Origin of the sequence: Pseudomonas chaetocerotis (assembly GCF_015712105.2) — a bacterium.
In the GTDB taxonomy this organism is placed as follows: Bacteria; Pseudomonadota; Gammaproteobacteria; order Pseudomonadales; family Pseudomonadaceae; genus Aquipseudomonas; species Aquipseudomonas chaetocerotis.
On record NZ_JACFYX020000001.1, the window covers coordinates 748,683 to 765,546 of the forward strand.

Consider the following 16,864-nt stretch of genomic DNA (forward strand, 5'->3'; position numbering starts at 1 on the left):
AGTTGCCCGGGCTCGGCCTGCGGCCTAGAGTGGAGCGCACAGACCATGAGAACAGCATGACCAACCCCACCCTGCTCGACCCCAGAACCGCCCGCCTGCTGCCCTGGATAGTCGCCATCGCCTTCTTCATGCAGACGCTGGACGGCACTATCCTCAACACCGCATTACCGGCCATGGCCGCCGATCTCGGCGAAAATCCATTGCGCATGCAGTCGGTGGTGATCGCCTACATGCTCACCGTGGCCCTGCTGATCCCGGCCTCGGGCTGGATAGCCGACCGCTTCGGCACGCGGCGCATCTTCTTCGGCGCCATTGCCCTGTTCAGCCTCGGCTCGCTGCTCTGCGCGCTGTCGGAGTCGCTGAGCATGCTGATCGGTGCACGCGTCATCCAGGGGCTGGGCGGCGCACTGATGATGCCGGTCGGACGCCTGGTGGTGCTGCGCGCCTATCCGCGTTCGGAGCTGGTGCGGATCATGAGCTTCATTACCCTGCCCGGCCTGCTCGGCCCGCTGATCGGCCCGAGCCTCGGCGGCTGGCTGGTGGAGGTGGCCAGCTGGCACTGGATCTTCCTGATCAATCTGCCGGTGGGGCTACTCGGTTGCTGGGCAGTATGGCGTCACATGCCCGACCTGCGCGGCCCCGAGCGCAGCCGCTTCGATACCGTCGGCTTTCTGCTGTTCGGCGCGGCGATGCTGCTGATCACCGTGGCGCTGGAAGGGCTCGGCGAACTGCACCTGCCGACCATGCGCGTGGTGCTGCTGTTGCTCGGCGGCATGGCCTGCCTGGCCGCCTATTGGCTACGTGCCGGACGTATCGAACAGCCGCTGTTCTCACCCTCGCTGTTCCACACCCGCAGTTTCGCCGTGGGCATCATCGGCAACCTGTTCGCCCGCCTCGGCAGCGGCGCGCTGCCCTTCCTCACGCCGCTGCTGCTGCAATTGGCGATGGGCTATTCGCCGGCCCAGGCCGGCATGAGTCTGATTCCCCTGGCGCTGGCGGCCATGGCGGCCAAGCCGCTGGCCAGGCCGCTGATCGAGCGCCTCGGTTACCGCAACATCCTCACCAGCAACACCCTGCTGCTCGGCGCCCTGATCGCCAGTCTGGCCCTGGTCGATGCACAGACCTCGACCTTGCAGTTGATCATCCAGCTGAGCCTGATCGGTGCCTGCAATTCCCTGCAGTTCACCGCGATGAACACGGTAACGCTGATCGATCTGGACAACCGCGACGCCAGCAGCGGCAACAGCCTGCTGTCGGTAGTGGTGCAACTGGCGATGGGCCTTGGCGTTGCCTCGGCGGCGGCGCTGCTCAGCGGCTTCAGCCGTGAACTGGGTGGCAGTGATCATGTACTGCAGGCATTCCAGGCGACCTACCTGTGCGTTGGCTTGCTGTCGATGCTGGCGGCGGCGATCTTCCTGCAACTGGACACGAAAGATGGCCGTAGCGGGCGCAATATCGAGGTTTCAGCGGACGAATGAGCGGGCCTGCTACACTGCCGGCCTGTTTCTTCACCCCCGAGCTCTTGCCGTGACCGCTACTGCCTTCGCCAGCCTGCCCATTTCTGCCGCCATGCAGGCCAATCTCGCCGCCATCGGCTATGCCGAGATGACGCCCATCCAGGCCGCCAGCCTGCCGCTGATTCTCAAGGGCCGCGACCTGATCGCCCAGGCCAAGACCGGCAGCGGCAAGACCGCAGCCTTCGGCATAGGCCTGCTGCACCCGCTCAACCCGCGCTACTTCGGCTGCCAGGCCATGGTGCTGTGCCCAACGCGCGAACTGGCCGATCAGGTGGCCAAGGAGATCCGTCGCCTGGCCCGTGCTGCCGACAACATCAAGGTGCTCACCCTCTGCGGCGGCGTACCCTTCGGCCCGCAGATCGGCTCGCTGGAGCACGGTGCACACGTTATCGTCGGTACTCCGGGACGCGTGCAGGAGCACCTGCGCAAGGGCACACTGAAAGTCGATGGGCTCAATACCCTGGTACTCGACGAAGCCGACCGCATGCTCGACATGGGCTTCATCGACAGCATCAGCGAAATCATCGAGCAGACCCCGGCGCGCCGCCAGACCCTGCTGTTCTCCGCCACCTACCCGCCCGCCATCGAACAGCTTGCCGCGCGTTTTTTGCGTAGCCCGGAGCGGGTCGAAGTGGAGGCACAGCACGACGACGGGCAGATCGAGCAGCGCTTCTACGAAATAGCGCCGAGCCAGCGCATGGAAGCGGTCAGCACCCTGCTGCGGCATTTCCGCAAACAACCGACCGTGGCCTTCTGCGCCACGCGCCAACAGTGTGACGAACTGGCCGCACAGCTGGAGGCCGAGAAGATTTCTGCCGCCGCCCTGCATGGCGATCTGGAGCAGCGTGATCGCGATCAGATTCTCGCCCTGTTCGCCAATCGCAGCCTCAGCGTGCTGGTGGCCACCGACGTCGCGGCGCGTGGACTGGATATCGCCGGGCTGGAAATGGTGATCAACGTCGAGCTGTCGCGCGATGCCGAGGTGCATATCCACCGCATCGGCCGCAGTGGTCGCGCGGGCGAGAAAGGCCTGGCACTGAGCCTGGTGGCGCCCGCCGAAGCCGGTCGCGCCCAGGCCATCGAAACCCTGCAGGGCAAGGAACTGGCCTGGTACCCGCTGCCTGCAGCCAAGGCGACGGGTGAGCCGCTGCTGCCACCGATGCACACGATCTGCATCGGCGCCGGACGCAAGGATAAGCTACGCCCGGGCGATATCCTCGGTGCCCTGACCGGCGACGCCGGGCTGCCCGGTAGCCAGGTCGGCAAGATCGCCCTCTTCGACTACCAGGCCTATGTCGCAGTCGAACGCGACGTCGCCCGCCAGGCGCTACAGCGCCTCACCGAAGGCAAGATCAAAGGTAGAACGCTGCGTGTGCGTCTATTGTAAGGCTGATATAAAGAGTCAAACGGCCTGGGCCGGAGTCACCCATGCGCAATATTCTGGTCATTGAAGACAGTCCACTGGTACTGAAGATCCTCGAGCATCTGTTTCGTCAGGAAACCGATCTGGAGCCGATCTTCTGTGCGTCACTGGCAGAAGCGGAAGTCATGCTGGAGACCTCTGCGGCACTGTTCTTCGCTGCCATCGTCGACCTGCACCTGCCGGATGCGCCGGATGGCGAGAGCGTCGATCTGGTGATGCGCTATCACCTGCCATGCATCGTGCTCAGTGGCAGTTACAACGAACAGCGCCGCGACGAATTGCTGATGAAAGGCGTGGTCGACTACGTGCTCAAGGAGAGCCAGCACTCCTATGAGTACGCCTTCCGTCTGCTGCACCGGCTCGACCACAACAGCCATATCAAGATTCTCATCGCCGACGACTCCACGGCGCAGCGCCATTACATCCGCCATATCCTTGAGCCACACCACTATCAGATCATCGAGGCCAGCGACGGCAAGGAGACCCTGCGCCAGCTGGGCGAGCACCCGGATATCGACCTGCTGGTGCTGGACCATGCCATGCCCGGTGTCAGCGGTTTCGAGCTGGTCAAGCTGCTGCGACAGAAGCTGCGCCTCAATGACCTGATCATCATCGGCGTCTCCGCCGACCCGAAGGGGTCGCTCAGTGCGCAGTTCATCAAGCACGGTGCCGACGACTTCCTGCGCAAACCCTTCTGCCCTGAAGAACTGAACTGCCGGGTAATGTCGACCCTGGAGCGACGCGACCTGTTGCGCGCACTGAAAAAGGCCGCGCAGTTCGATGCCCTGACCGGCCTGAACAACCGCCGCGCCTTCTACGAGCAAGGCATGCAGATACTGCAGAAGGCACAACGGGAAAGTCGCGAGGTCAGCGTGGCGATGCTCGATCTCGACCACTTCAAGCAGATCAACGACGGCTTCGGTCATGCCAGCGGCGACAGCGCCCTGGTGGTGTTCGCCCGGGCGATGAGCAATACCTTTCCCGACATGCTGCTGGGCCGCCTGGGCGGTGAGGAATTTGCCCTACTTACACTGCATGGTGCGGATCATGTGGCTCAGGCGCTGGATAAACTGCGCCGACAGTGCGCCAGCCTGCACTACGCCGTCGGCGCACCCGCGCTATCGTTCAGCGCGGGCCTCTACCAGGGTGAACCCGAGGACCTGGAAAGCCTGCTGCACGAAGCCGACATTCGCCTGTACCGGGCCAAGCAACAGGGGCGTGCGCGCACCGTACTGGCCTGATCAGGGGCTGTGGCGCTGCAGCGTTGCGGCATAACTGCCGTCATCGCGCATGGCCTGAATCGCCGCATCGAAACGCCTGGCAATGTCGCGATGCTGCGCATGGCTACGGCGTATCAGGATATGCAGGCCGTTCTCGCTCAGGGGTAATGGCAGGAACTCCAGCTCATCGCGGATGGCGCTCAGCTTGCGCCCCAGCAGGTGGCGCGCCACCCACTCGTCCTCCAGCGCCAGTTGCACGCGCCCGGCATGCAGCATCCGCGCGGCGATCTCGAAACTGCCCACGCCGACCTTGAGCAATTGCGGATCGCTGTCGAACTCCCTGGAATAGGCATAGCCCCTGACCACCGCGATGCTGTGCGGATAGAGATCGGCCAGGGTCTCGAATTGAATATCGCTCCCCTTGCGCCGCATGAAGCGGATGCGGTTGACCAGATAAGGCTGGGAAAAATAGCCGTACTCGGTGCGATCGGCGCTGTACCAGGCGTTGATCAGCACATCGTGATCGCCACGCTTGAGCCCCAGCACCGCACGCTCCCAGGGCACCTCCACATAGCGGGTGGTGTAGCCGGCACGGGCCAGTGCCTGCTCCACCAGATCACTGGCCAGACCTTTGCCGGGCAGCCGTTGATCATTGAACGGCGGCCAGGGGTCGGCCACCAGGCGCAACAGCTCTGCCGAGGCCAGTACCGGCGACAGCAACAAGAGCAGTAACCAGGCACGCACTGCGAGCATGGGTGGCGATCCATCCGAAACGATCAGCTCTAGTGATAGCAGGCGCAACGCCACTCGTCACTGTCTCAAATTTGAAACATACAGGCGCACGCTCTACACAGCGTTACCCAGGCACTGGCAGAACCGGCGGCCCAGAGCGGCTTCGGGTAAACTTCAGCGGTTTACGCGCAGCGCTGGCTGCGTCAGCGATTCACCTGAGGACATTTCGTGTTGCAAACCGACGTACTGATCATCGGCGCAGGCGCCGCCGGCCTCATGTGCGCTGCCACTGCCGCCGCCCGTGGCCGCCGCGTGCTGGTGCTCGACCATGCCAACAAGGCCGGCAAGAAGATCCTCATGTCGGGTGGTGGCCGCTGCAACTTCACCAACCTGTACTGCGAGCCGAACAACTTCCTCTCCGGTAACCCGCACTTCTGCAAGTCCGCCCTGGCGCGCTTCACCCAGTGGGACTTCATCGGCCTGGTGGCCAAGCACGGCGTGCCCTACCACGAGAAGAAACTTGGCCAGCTGTTTTGCGACAACAAGTCCAGCGACATCCTCGAACTGCTGCTGGCCGAATGTGCCGAGGCCGGGGCACAGATTCGCCTGGACACGGCGGTACACACCATCGAAAAGACCGAAGGCGGCTTCCTGCTGCAAAGCGACCTCGGCGAAGTGGCCTGCCAGTCACTGGTGATCGCCAGCGGCGGGCTGTCGATCCCGACCCTCGGCGCCACCGGCTTCGGCTATCAGGTGGCCAGGCAATTCGGTCACGAGTTGCTGCCGACCCGTGCCGGCCTGGTGCCTTTCACCCTCACCGACCCGCAGCTCAAGACGCTGTGCACGGAGCTTTCCGGCACCTCGGTGGAAGACTGCCGGGTGAGTTGCAATGGCCAGAGTTTCGTCGAAAACATCCTCTTCACCCACCGTGGCCTGTCCGGCCCGGCGATCCTGCAGATCTCCTCTTACTGGCAGCCGGGCGATACCGTGCATATCGACCTGCTGCCGCATATCGATCTGCCCGAATGGCTGGCCACCCAGCAGCGCGAGCGTGGCAACAGCGAGCTGAAAACCCTGCTGGCCGAGCTGTTCACCAAGAAGATGGCGACCCTGCTGGTCGACAGCTGGTTCACCAACAAACCGCTCAAGCAGTACACGCCCGGCGAGCTCAAGACGATTGCCGAGCGCCTGTCCGACTGGCAATTGGTACCGGCTGGCACCGAAGGCTACCGCACTGCAGAAGTGACCCTGGGCGGGGTGAATACCGACGAGGTGTCATCCAAGACGCTGGAATCGCTCAAGGTGCCTGGCCTGTATTTCATCGGCGAAGTGCTCGACGTCACCGGCCACCTGGGCGGCTTCAACTTCCAGTGGGCCTGGGCGTCGGGCTACGCCGCCGCGCAATACGTCTGAGGCTGAAATATTGCGCCCCAGTCGACAGCGCAGCGGGAACTGCCGACGCGGCGCAGACTCTGCTATGAACAGCAGACCAGAAGTCTGCAAATAACAGGGACGGCACCGCCTCATGACGCTCGAACAAGGCCTGATTTTCGTCATTCTCGTTGCCAGCATGGGGTCGTTCATCTGGGGCCGCTGGCGCCATGACGTGGTAGCGCTGGGCGCGCTGCTGACCTGCGTGATCGTTGGCCTGGTACCCGAGCGCGAAGCCTTTGCAGGCTTCGGTCACCCAGCGGTGATCACCGTCGCCTGCGTGCTGGTACTCAGCCATGGTTTGCAGCGCACGGGGGCAGTCAGTCGACTGGCCCAACGACTGCTGCCCAGCGGCGCTGGCGTGCTGCTGTCCATCGCCGCATTGACCAGCCTGGGCGCGCTGCTTTCGGCATTCATGAACAACGTCGGCGCCCTCGCCCTGCTGATGCCCATCGCCCTGCAGATTTCTGCACGCCTGGAATTGCCGCCGGGGCGCGTGCTGATGCCGCTGGCCTTCGGCACCATCCTCGGCGGCATGACCACACTGATCGGCACCCCGCCGAACCTGATCGTCTCCAGCTTTCGCGCCCAGAATGGCAGCGGTCCCTTCGCCATGTTCGATTTCAGCCCGGTTGGTGTCGCCGTGGCAGTGGCCGGCGTGCTGTTCATCACCCTGCTCGGCTGGCGCTTGGTGCCCAAACGCGAAGTAGGTAACGCCGCCAGCTTCGACACTGGCCATTACCTGACCGAGGCGCGAGTCAAGGAAGGCGGCAAGGCCGAGGGCAAGACCCTGCGCGAGATCGAACAGTTGCTCGACGAGGCCGACGCCCAGGTGGTGGCCATGGTGCGCAACAAGCTGCGCCTGACCGCGCCCAACCCTCGGCGTGTACTGCAGGCCGACGACGTACTGGTGATCGAAGCGGAACCGGAGGAGCTGGGCGAGGTGCTCGGCCAGCTGGACCTGTTGCTGGAGGCCGAGCGCGAAGCCGAGGAAGCCGAGCAGCAGCAGCAGGCCAAGGACGGCGAAGCAGACAAGAAAGCCAGCAACGGTGAAGACCGTGCCATGCAGGAACTGCTGGTCAAGCCCGACTCGTCACTGATTGGCCGTTCTGCCAGCAGCACACGTTTGCGCAGCCGCTATTCCATCAACCTGCTGGCCATTTCCAGGCAGAGCCATCGCTCGATCAAGCGCCTGCGCTCGACCCTGATCCAGGGCGGTGACGTGTTGCTGATGCAGGGCAGCGCCGAGGATATCGGCGAGTTCGCCAGCGACTATGACTGCGTACCGTTGGCCGCACGCGCCATCAACATTCCCGATCCACGACAGGCCAACCTCGCGCTCGGCATCATGCTGCTGGCCATCGCTGCCGCCGCCTTCGGCCTGCTCTCGGCTGCGATTGCCTTCGCCAGCGGTGTACTGGCCTACATGCTGCTGCGTCTGGTGCCGCTGCGCGCCGTCTACGAGTCCATCGACTGGCCGGTGATCGTGTTGCTCGGGGCCTTGATCCCGGTGGCTGGTGCGATGTCCGCCTCGGGCGCGGCCGATCTGCTGGCACGCCTACTGATGGAGAACCTGGCACAGGGCAACGCCATCATCACTCTGACCCTGTTGCTGGTGGTGACCATGACCCTGTCGGATTTCATGAACAACGCGGCGACGGCAGCGGTGATGTGCCCCATCGCGCTGAGCGCCGCCAGCCAGCTCGGCGTCAGCCCGGACTCGCTGCTGATGGCCGTGGCTATCGGCGCCTCCTGCTCGTTCCTCACGCCCATTGGCCACCAGAACAACACCCTGATCCTCAGCCCCGGTGGTTTCCGTTTTGGCGACTACTGGCGCCTGGGCCTGCCACTGGAAATCCTCGTGGTGCTGATCAGTGTGCCCATGCTGCTGTGGATCTGGCCGTTGTAATCATCCACTCAAGCGTTCGGGGTGATGCCGAGCACCACGTCGAAGCGGGCAACCTGCTCGTCGGTCTGCCCGCTCACCGGCACGAAGGGCACGACCAACAGTTCGCGCAAGCGTGGGTCGCGGATCGCGTTGAGCAGGCCATCGCGCTGATTGAGCGGTTCGCCTTGGACATAGCACTGCGTCGTGAAACGCGGCAGGCCGGGCAGGGTCACTGCCAGATGGATATGCGGCGTGCGGCCGGGATAGGGCACCGGGCGAATGGTGCGAAAACGATAGCGCCCATCGGCTGCGGTGGTGAAACGGCCATAACCCTGGAATCCGGGATCGAGCCTCTGGCGGTCACCGCCGCGACTGTGCAGGTAGATACCGTTGACATCCACTTGCCAGATTTCCACCCGCGCCCCCGCCAGTGGTCGACCACCCGCATCGAGGATCGAGCCGTGCAGTTGCACGCGAATCCCGCGCGCCTCTGTGGCCTGGCCGTCGACTCGCACCAGGTCGTTGTCGTTATCCAGCGGTAGTTGGTCGGGGTAGAAGGGGCCGAGCGTCTGCCTTGGGGTCAGCAGGCGCTCGGCCAGCGCCAGTGCCGGGCTGGCCAGCAAAGCGCCGCCAGCGGCGAAGAGGAGATGGCGACGGCTGGACATGGTCTTTTCCTCCGCAGCGCGCAACCCAGGCGGCCGCCACGACACGCTATGACAGATGCTCCAGGACCCCGGCGGCCGATTGAAAAGGCAGGCCATGGGCCTCGGCCACGCTGCCGCAGGTGATTGCACCCCTGGCCACGTTGAGCCCATTCAGCAGATGCGGGTCGTCTTGCAAGGCGCGGCGAGTGCCCTTCTGGGCGAGCGCCACGACGAACGGCAGGGTGGCGTTGTTCAGTGCCAGGGTCGAGGTGCGCGCTACCGCGCCGGGCATATTGGCCACGCAATAGTGCACCACATCATCGACCACATAGGTGGGCTCGGCATGGGTCGTGGCGCGGGAAGTCTCGGCGCACCCACCCTGGTCGATGGCGACATCCACCAACACCGCACCGGCCTTCATCTGCCGCACCATGTCCGCGGTGACCAGCTTGGGCGCGGCAGCCCCGGGAATCAGCACCCCGCCAATCACCAGGTCGGCCGCCAGCACCTGCTCGCGCACCGCCGCGCGAGTGGAGTAGAGCGTGGTGATGCGATTGCCGTACTGGGCATCGAGCCGGCGCAGCGCGTCGACGCTCTTGTCCAGCACCGTGACATCGGCACCCAGGCCGACCGCCATGGCCAGGGCATGACTGCCGACCACGCCGCCGCCGAGAATCACCACCTTGCCCGGCGCCACGCCTGGTACGCCGCCCAACAACACGCCACGCCCGCCACGGGCCTTTTCCAGGCAGCCGGCACCAGCCTGGATCGACATGCGCCCGGCCACTTCCGACATCGGCGCCAGCAATGGCAACCGGCCCTGTGCATCGGACACCGTTTCATAGGCGATGCAGGTGGCACCGCCGGCCATCAGCTCTTCGGTCTGTGCCCGATCCGGCGCCAGGTGCAGGTAGGTGAACAGCGTGTGGTGGGCGCGCAACCTGGCCCGTTCCACCGCCAGAGGCTCCTTGACCTTGACGATCAACTGCCCCTGCTGGAACACCTCGCATGAATTCCTGGCGATCTGCGCGCCCGCCTCGAGGTAATCCTCGTCGGCGAAACCGACAGCGGCACCGGCATGAGTTTCGATCCAGACCTCATGGCCGAGTGCCGTCAGCTCGGCCACCGACTGTGGCGTGAGGCCGACTCGGTACTCGTGGTTCTTGATTTCCTTGGGTACGCCGATTCGCATAACCATCTCCAACCATTGCGGGCCAACAGTGTGAAGTCTAGGAAAGCGTGAGCCAGCTCACAGGAAAATCCTCGAGAAATTTCGTCCGTCCGTCACTGCCCGAACAACAGGCGCCGGGCCTCTGCGGTGAGCAAGGCTTGCGGATCGGCATTCACCTGTTCTACCAGCGCGTAGGCACGCTGTACTGCGGGGCGCGCATCGATACGTTCGAGCCAGGCGGCCATGTTGGGGAAGTCCTCCAGTTTCTGTTGCTGCATCTTCCACAGCTTGGCCCAGGGATAGATGGCCATGTCGGCGATGGAATAATCGTCCGCCACGTACTCGCGACCGGCCAGTTGACGGTCCAGCACACCGTAGAGGCGCGAGGTTTCCTTCACGTAGCGATCGATGGCATACGGAATCGGCTCCGGTGCGTAGCGCACGAAGTGATGGTTCTGCCCTGCCATCGGGCCAACGCCGCCCATCTGCCAGTACAGCCACTGCAACACGGTGAAACGCGCGCGTGTCTCGCGCGGCAGGAACTGCCCGCTCTTGTCGGCCAGGTATTCGAGAATCGCCCCGGATTCGAACAGGGCGATGGGCTCACCGCCATCGGCCGGCGCATGATCGACGATGGCCGGAATACGGTTGTTCGGCGCAATCTTGAGAAACTCCGGCGCGAACTGCTCGCCCTTGCCGATATGCACCGGGATGATGCGGTAGTCCAACCCGGCTTCCTCGAGAAAGATGCTGACCTTGTGGCCGTTGGGTGTGGTCCAGTAGTACAGGTCGATCATTGGTTTTCCTCCACGTGGATCGCGGCCCGCTTGACCGGGCCGTGAGTCGCTTCATACGTCTGCAGGATGCGCGCGAACCAGGCGCCCAGAGCCGAGTCGTCGGTCCAGGGCTGCGCGCCCAGGCACCAGGCCCAGAGCAGCATGCCGGCCAGCAGGTAATCGCAACCGCCAGGTGTCTGGCCGTCGAGGAAGGGCTGCTCACGCAGCCACATTTCCAGCGGTGCCACGCCTTCACGAAACAGCTGCTCACCGCCCTGCGGATCGGCGAACGCCTCCAGGCTCACGCCCAGCGCCTTCTCCCGGCTACTGCGGAAATAATCGCGGTCAGCCGGGTCGATCACCTGCCAGACCCGCGGAAGCAGAATCTTCAACAGCGGCACACGCACCATATTAAAGCTCAGGCGCTCGACCAGGCGGGCGCGCTGGGCAGCCAATGCATCACCGAGCAAGGGATGCTGCGGATAACGCTGATCCAGGTGAGTGAAGATCGCCAGGCTGTCATGCACCGTCTCACCGTCATCGATCAGCACCGGCACCAGCTTCTGCCCGGAAAAAGCGATCAACTCCTTGTCGGTGAAGCGTATCGGCCGGCTCTGCCAGTCCAGCCCCTTGTGCGCCAGCGCCAGACGTACGCGCCAGCAGTAGGGCGAGAACACCAGCTCAGGATCGGCACCGCATAACTCGAACAATTCCCGCATACCACCCCCATTCAAAACCAATCAGTCCAAAAATCAAGCGAACAAAACCCAGCACAGGACGGCTCAGGCGCAATCCAGGCTGGCCATCACCACTTCCACGGTGGCGCGGATCGAATCCGCCGGCACCGCAGATTTCACCTGGGTACGCAGCCCGCTCATCACACATTGCAGATAACTGGCGCGAGCCGCGAGGTCCTGAGCGCTCCTCAGCTCGCCGCAGGCCACGGCGCGTTCGAGCGCCTGCTCGAAGACCTGGCAGACACCCGCCGTGGCCTGTTGCAGAACTGGCACCAGCGCTGGCTCCGACAAGGAAAATTCATTGGCGACATTGACCAGCATGCAGCCACGCGGCACACCGTCAGGGCCGTCGTCTTCGAGCACACTGAGCAGTCGCTCGCGGATGAAAGCGAGCGGCGAGGTGCTGGCAGCAAGCTGTTCCAGCAACAAGGCACGACGCTGCGCTACGTAGCGGCTGAAGGCAGCGACGAACCAGGCCTGCTTGCTCGGGTATGTCTGATACAGGCTGCTCTTGGACAGCCCGGTGGCCGCCTGCAGGTCCTGCAGCGACGCGGCTTCATAACCGCGTTGCCAGAACAGCTGCATGGCGTTTTCCAGGGCACGGTCCGGGCAGAAGCTCTTGGGGCGTCCACGTGTCGTCATGCACGCAATTTAGAACTGATCGGTTCTAAATTCAAGCCTTGGGCTCCTTCAGATCGACGATGCCGCGCAACAACTCCACCGGTAGCGGAAAGACGATGGTCGAGCTCTTGTCACTGGCAATATTGCTCAGCGTCTGCATATAACGCAGCTGCATGGCGCCGGACTGGCGGCCGAGCATCTCGGCGGCCTGCATGAGTTTTTCCGAGGCCTGCAGCTCGCCTTCGGCGTGAATCACCTTGGCCCGCCGCTCGCGCTCGGCCTCGGCCTGCTTGGCGATGGCGCGGATCATCGACTCGTCGAGGTCGACGTGCTTGATCTCGACGTTGGCCACCTTGATGCCCCAGGCGTCGGTCTGCGCGTCGAGCACCTGCTGGATGTCGACGTTGAGTCGCTCGCGCTCGGCGAGCATCTCGTCCAGCTCGTGTTTGCCGAGCACTGCACGCAAGGTGGTCTGCGCCAGCTGGCTGGTGGCGACGTGGTAATCCTCGACCTGGATGATCGCCTTCTGCGCGTCGAGCACGCGGAAGTAGACCACCGCGTTGACCTTGACCGAGACGTTGTCGCGGGAGATCACATCCTGGGTCGGAACGTCCAGCACGATAGTGCGCAGGTCAACCCGCACCATCTGTTGCAGCCCGGGGATGACCAGCACCAGGCCCGGCCCCTTGACCCGCCAGAAACGGCCGAGCTGGAACACCACGCCACGCTCGTATTCGCGAAGGATGCGAAATGATGAGACGAGCAGTGCCAGGACGATGATTACCAACGACAGAAAACTCAGTTCGAAACCCATCAGAAACCTCCTTGGCGCGGCGGTTCATCCACCGCGCTGACCTGCAGATGCACGCCTTCGCGCGCCATGACGCGTACCTGCTGCCCAGGCCGCAGTGGAGCAGCGCCCTCCACCTGCCAACGCTCGCCCTGCAGCGCCACCCAACCGGCGCGCGGATCGTCGTCGCGCACTGCGGTTATGGCCACCAGGCTGCCGACCAGACCGCTGTCACCGGCCACCTGCTGACGCCGCCTGGCCCGAAGTGCCATACCGACTATGGCCAGGATCAGCGCGGCACTGATCAGCGCGAGGGTGAAGATCAGCGCCAGCGGGATACCGAAGCCCGGCACGTCGGTGTCGATCAGGATCAACCCGCCGAAGACGAACGCAACCACCCCGCCGATACCGAGCACACCGAAGCTGGGCAAGAAGGCCTCGGCGGTGATGAAGGCAATACCGAGCAGGATCAACGCGATCCCGGCGTAGTTCACCGGCAACAGCTGCAGGGCGTAGAGCGCGAGCACCAGGCTGATGCCACCGAGCACACCGCCGACGCCGCTACCGGGATTGGAAAACTCGAAGAACAGGCCGTAGACACCGATCATCATCAGGATCAGCGCCACGCTGGGGTTGGTGATCACCGCCAGCAGCCGGGTGCGCCAGTCCGGCGCATGGCTGATTAGCGGCGCACCGGCGGTGGCCAGGGTGACTTCGACGCCTGCGGCTTGCAGGGACTTGCCATCAAGCTGGCGCAGCAAATCGCTCAGGTCCCTGGCCAGATAGTCGATCACCTTCTGCTCCAGCGCCTCCTCGGCGGACAGGCTGACAGCCTCGCGCACCGCCTGTTCGGCCCACTCGGCATTGCGCCCGCGCATATTCGCCAGCCCGCGGATGTAGGCGGCCGCATCGTTGACCTGCTTGGCTGTCATGGCATCGGCCGGCATCTTGTCGGCTTCTCCCTTATTCTGCGCGTCCTCCTTGTCCTCGCCCGTCGGTTTGCTCGGCGCCGCCGGCATGCCAATGGCCACCGGCGTGGCTGCGCCGAGATTGGTGCCCGGCGCCATGGCGGCGACATGACTGGCGTAGAGGATATAGGTGCCGGCGCTGGCTGCCCTCGCGCCACCCGGGGCGACATAGCTGGCCACTGGAATCTGGCTGGCGAGAATCGCCTTGATGATGGCGCGCATGGAGGTATCCAGGCCGCCCGGCGTGTCGATTTCGATCACCACCAGTTGCGCACCCTCGTCCACCGCCTTGGCCAAGCCGCGCACCAGGTAGTCGGCACTGGCCGGGCCGATCACCCCGTCCACCTGCAGCTGCACCACCGCGCCCGGCGCCGCACTCGCCCCCACCGAACCGCAGAGGATCAGGGCACACAGACACAGACGCAACCAGCCAGGAAACACGTTCGACTCCCAGGCCCCGCAGTGATACCAGGCAGCTGGCGGAGGGCCTCTGTTGAGCATAGTTCATGCCTCCAGCGGCTCCCGCGACAGGACCGGCGGATGTGCTACAGGGGATGTACGGGTGCGCCAGCAGCTGCTCGCTGTAGAAGCAGACTTATCCGCGAGACGGATGATGAAATTGCAAAAGGCGCCAGGCCAAACAGATTGCCAGCAGACAGATACCCAGTGACTGGCCAGTTCCGGTAGTCTGCTCAGATCGTTTCCGACTCTACTTCCTATGCCCCGCCCTCGCCTTCGTCAATCACTGCGCCGCCTCTGGGCGCTGGACAAGTTCAGCGCCAGCCTGCGGGTATTCATCGCCCTGGCCGGAGCCCTGGCGCTGTGCGGGTGGCAGGGCTGGATGCATGGGCTGATCCCACTGTTTCTCGGCATCATCGCCAGCGCCCTGACCGAGACCGACGACAGCTGGCAAGGCCGCCTCGGCGCAGTGCTGGTCACCCTGGCCTGCTTCAGCGCGGCGGCCTATGCGGTGGAATTTCTCTTTCCCTATCCCTGGTTGTTCGTCATCGCCCTGGCCTTTTCCGCCTTTTGTCTGACCATGCTCGGCGCACTCGGTGAACGCTTCGCCACCCTGGGTTCCGGCACCCTGATCCTCGCGGTGTACAGCATGATCGGCGTCGAGCAGCGCGGCGGCGTCGCCGGCCTGTGGTTGGAACCGTTGCTGCTGGTGGCTGGTGCCGCCTGGTACGGCCTGCTGTCGGTGATCTGGCATGGCCTGTTCGCCCATCAGCCGGTACAGCTCGCCCTGGCCCGACTGTTTCGCGAACTGGGCAAGTACCTCAAGCTCAAGGCAGCGCTGTTCGAACCCGTGCGCCAACTGGATGTGGAGCAACGCCGTCTGGAGTTGGCCCAGCAGAATGGCCGCGTCGTCTCCGCACTCAACGCGGCCAAGGAGATCATCCTGCACCGGGTCGGAGGCGGTCGCCCAGGCCCCAAGGTCAATCGTTATCTGAAGCTGTACTTCCTTGCCCAGGACATCCACGAGCGCGCCAGCTCGTCGCACTACCCTTACAACGAACTGGCCGAAGCCTTCTTCCACAGCGATGTGCTGTTTCGCTGCCAGCGCCTGCTGCGTCTGCACGGCGAAGCCTGCCAGCGCCTGGGCAGTGCCATCGAGTTGCGCCAGCCGTTCGAATACCGCGAGCTGTGCAGCCAGGCTCTGGAAGACCTGCATGCCTCCCTCGACCACCTGCATCTGCAAAGCAACCCGGCCTGGCGCCGCCTGCTGCGCTCGCTCGGCGCACTGGCCGGCAACCTCGCCAGCCTCGACCTGCTGCTCGGCAGTGCCAGCAACCCCGACGCCCTGGCCGATGAGCAGGACAGCAGCCTGCTGGATCGCGAACCGCATTCGTTGCGCGAGGTCATCGAACGCATCGGCCAGCAACTGACACCCACCTCGCTGCTGTTTCGCCACTCGCTGCGCCTGTCCATTGCTCTGGCTGCCGGTTATGGCCTGCTGCACCTGATTCATCCGACCCAGGGCTACTGGATTCTGCTGACCACCCTGTTCGTCTGCCAGCCGAACTACGGCGCCACGCGTCTAAAGCTGGTGCAGCGCATCGTCGGCACCCTGATTGGCTTGGGGTTAGGCTGGGCATTGATCGATCTGTTCCCCGACCCACGCATCCAGGCCCTGTTTGCCGTGGTCGCCGGCGTCGCCTTCTTCGCCACACGCAGCACGCGCTACACCCTGGCCACGGCGGCGATCACCCTGCTGGTGCTGTTCTGCTTCAACCAGATCGGCGATGGCTACGGCCTGTTCCTGCCGCGCCTGGTCGACACCCTGCTCGGCGGCATGCTGGCCGGGCTGGCGGTGTTCCTGATCCTGCCGGACTGGCAGGGCCGTCGCCTGGGGCGCATGTTGGCCAGCACGCTGAGCTGCAACAGCGCCTACCTGCGGCAGATCATCGCCCAGTACGCACACGGCAAGCGTGACGACCTCGGCTACCGCCTGGCTCGACGTAACGCGCACAACGCCGATGCAGCGCTGTCCACCACCCTCGGCAACATGCTGATGGAGCCAGGGTACTTCCGTAAGGACGCCGACCTCGGTTTTCGCTTCCTGGTGCTGTCGCACACACTGCTCAGTTACCTCTCCGGGCTCGGCGCCCATCGTGGCGAGCAGTTGCCGCAGACGGCCCAGGCACAATTATTGGAACAGGCCGAAGCGCTGGCGAACAGCCTCGATGATATCGCCACCGGTCTGCGCGGCGAGCAGCCGTTGGCCATTCACAGCGACGAGGAACAGGCACTGGCGCAGAGCCTGGAGCAGATCGCCGACGACGTCGACGAGCGCCAGCGCCTGGTGCAGACGCAACTGGCGCTGATCTGCCGCCAGCTCGCGCCCCTGCGCACGCTGGCCGCGCATCTGCAGAAGGATCGCCACTAGCAGGCTCACGGGGCTTTCTGCCACTATCTAACGACGCCTAGTTCCCAGGCCTTGCC

The 16,864-nt window shown here is 64.3% G+C and carries 14 protein-coding genes; 6 read left to right on the forward strand and 8 right to left on the reverse strand.

The genetic code is table 11. The features are described from left to right. The first annotated feature begins 56 nt into the window (after positions 1-56). The 3 genes from mdtD to H3221_RS03420 are packed head-to-tail and all read left to right on the forward strand — an operon-like array spanning position 57 to position 4,181. On the forward strand, positions 57-1,478 hold the full coding sequence (mdtD, locus tag H3221_RS03410) for a multidrug transporter subunit MdtD (protein WP_196475521.1): 1,422 nt from the start codon (positions 57-59) through the stop codon (positions 1,476-1,478). 49 nt (positions 1,479-1,527) lie between these two features. Continuing rightward, positions 1,528-2,904, forward strand: coding sequence for an ATP-dependent RNA helicase DbpA (gene dbpA / locus H3221_RS03415; protein WP_196475520.1), 1,377 nt, complete (start codon positions 1,528-1,530; stop codon positions 2,902-2,904). A 41-nt stretch (positions 2,905-2,945) separates the two neighbouring features. After that, positions 2,946-4,181 (forward strand): GGDEF domain-containing response regulator, encoded by a 1,236-nt coding sequence (locus tag H3221_RS03420; protein WP_196475519.1) that lies wholly within the window; start codon positions 2,946-2,948, stop codon positions 4,179-4,181. On the opposite strand, the gene H3221_RS03425 is transcribed toward H3221_RS03420, so the two are convergent. Continuing rightward, a complete protein-coding gene (locus H3221_RS03425; protein ID WP_196475518.1) occupies positions 4,182-4,913 on the reverse strand; it encodes a substrate-binding periplasmic protein in 732 nt (243 codons plus the stop codon). It lies immediately after the preceding gene. A 207-nt stretch (positions 4,914-5,120) separates the two neighbouring features. On the opposite strand from H3221_RS03425, the gene H3221_RS03430 reads away from it, so the two are divergent. Then, positions 5,121-6,305 carry a BaiN/RdsA family NAD(P)/FAD-dependent oxidoreductase gene (locus H3221_RS03430; RefSeq protein ID WP_196475517.1) on the forward strand — a complete coding sequence of 395 codons (1,185 nt, stop codon included), beginning with the start codon at positions 5,121-5,123 and terminating at the stop codon, positions 6,303-6,305. A gap of 112 nt (positions 6,306-6,417) precedes the next feature. After that, positions 6,418-8,232, forward strand: a complete 1,815-nt coding sequence (locus tag H3221_RS03435) for an SLC13 family permease (RefSeq protein WP_196475516.1) — start codon at positions 6,418-6,420, stop codon at positions 8,230-8,232. A gap of 8 nt (positions 8,233-8,240) precedes the next feature. Here H3221_RS03435 and H3221_RS03440 read toward each other — a convergent pair whose 3' ends face one another. The 7 genes from H3221_RS03440 to H3221_RS03470 all read right to left on the reverse strand — a co-directional run bounded on the left by H3221_RS03440 (position 8,241) and on the right by H3221_RS03470 (position 14,419). After that, positions 8,241-8,876: a dioxygenase family protein gene (locus tag H3221_RS03440; RefSeq protein WP_196475515.1), complete on the reverse strand. Its 636-nt coding sequence runs from the start codon at positions 8,874-8,876 to the stop codon at positions 8,241-8,243. Between the two features lie 46 nt (positions 8,877-8,922). Beyond that, the gene (ald, locus tag H3221_RS03445; protein ID WP_196475514.1) at positions 8,923-10,047 is read right to left on the reverse strand and encodes an alanine dehydrogenase; all 1,125 of its coding nucleotides are present in this window, start codon (positions 10,045-10,047) and stop codon (positions 8,923-8,925) included. 92 nt (positions 10,048-10,139) lie between these two features. Beyond that, entirely contained in the window at positions 10,140-10,823 is a 684-nt protein-coding gene (locus H3221_RS03450) for a glutathione S-transferase N-terminal domain-containing protein (protein WP_196475513.1), read from the reverse strand. Further along, positions 10,820-11,521 (reverse strand): glutathione S-transferase family protein, encoded by a 702-nt coding sequence (locus H3221_RS03455; RefSeq protein ID WP_196475512.1) that lies wholly within the window; start codon positions 11,519-11,521, stop codon positions 10,820-10,822. The genes H3221_RS03450 and H3221_RS03455 overlap by 4 nt, the downstream gene beginning before the upstream one ends. Before the next feature lie 63 nt (positions 11,522-11,584). Beyond that, positions 11,585-12,181: a TetR/AcrR family transcriptional regulator gene (locus H3221_RS03460; protein ID WP_224490466.1), complete on the reverse strand. Its 597-nt coding sequence runs from the start codon at positions 12,179-12,181 to the stop codon at positions 11,585-11,587. A gap of 31 nt (positions 12,182-12,212) precedes the next feature. Further along, positions 12,213-12,974 (reverse strand): slipin family protein, encoded by a 762-nt coding sequence (locus tag H3221_RS03465; protein ID WP_196475511.1) that lies wholly within the window; start codon positions 12,972-12,974, stop codon positions 12,213-12,215. Next, positions 12,974-14,419 carry an NfeD family protein gene (locus H3221_RS03470; RefSeq protein WP_224490468.1) on the reverse strand — a complete coding sequence of 482 codons (1,446 nt, stop codon included), beginning with the start codon at positions 14,417-14,419 and terminating at the stop codon, positions 12,974-12,976. Before H3221_RS03470 ends, H3221_RS03465 begins: the two co-directional genes overlap by 1 nt. Before the next feature lie 217 nt (positions 14,420-14,636). Here H3221_RS03470 and yccS point away from each other — a divergent pair, with 217 nt between their 5' ends. Then, positions 14,637-16,808, forward strand: a complete 2,172-nt coding sequence (yccS, locus tag H3221_RS03475; RefSeq protein ID WP_196475510.1) for a YccS family putative transporter — start codon at positions 14,637-14,639, stop codon at positions 16,806-16,808. Positions 16,809-16,864 lie beyond the last annotated feature (56 nt).

Excerpts from the sequence above, each read along its gene's own strand:
- mdtD (WP_196475521.1), top strand. The coding sequence starts at position 57 with ATGACCAACCCCACCCTGCTCGACCCCAGAACCGCCCGCCTGCTGCCC.
- H3221_RS03420 (WP_196475519.1), top strand. The coding sequence starts at position 2,946 with ATGCGCAATATTCTGGTCATTGAAGACAGTCCACTGGTACTGAAGATC.
- H3221_RS03440 (WP_196475515.1), bottom strand. The coding sequence starts at position 8,876 with ATGTCCAGCCGTCGCCATCTCCTCTTCGCCGCTGGCGGCGCTTTGCTG.
- H3221_RS03470 (WP_224490468.1), bottom strand. The coding sequence starts at position 14,419 with ATGCTCAACAGAGGCCCTCCGCCAGCTGCCTGGTATCACTGCGGGGCC.
- H3221_RS03425 (WP_196475518.1), bottom strand. The coding sequence starts at position 4,913 with ATGCTCGCAGTGCGTGCCTGGTTACTGCTCTTGTTGCTGTCGCCGGTA.
- H3221_RS03465 (WP_196475511.1), bottom strand. The coding sequence starts at position 12,974 with ATGGGTTTCGAACTGAGTTTTCTGTCGTTGGTAATCATCGTCCTGGCA.
- H3221_RS03460 (WP_224490466.1), bottom strand. The coding sequence starts at position 12,181 with ATGACGACACGTGGACGCCCCAAGAGCTTCTGCCCGGACCGTGCCCTG.
- H3221_RS03450 (WP_196475513.1), bottom strand. The coding sequence starts at position 10,823 with ATGATCGACCTGTACTACTGGACCACACCCAACGGCCACAAGGTCAGC.
- ald (WP_196475514.1), bottom strand. The coding sequence starts at position 10,047 with ATGCGAATCGGCGTACCCAAGGAAATCAAGAACCACGAGTACCGAGTC.
- H3221_RS03455 (WP_196475512.1), bottom strand. The coding sequence starts at position 11,521 with ATGCGGGAATTGTTCGAGTTATGCGGTGCCGATCCTGAGCTGGTGTTC.
- yccS (WP_196475510.1), top strand. The coding sequence starts at position 14,637 with ATGCCCCGCCCTCGCCTTCGTCAATCACTGCGCCGCCTCTGGGCGCTG.
- H3221_RS03435 (WP_196475516.1), top strand. The coding sequence starts at position 6,418 with ATGACGCTCGAACAAGGCCTGATTTTCGTCATTCTCGTTGCCAGCATG.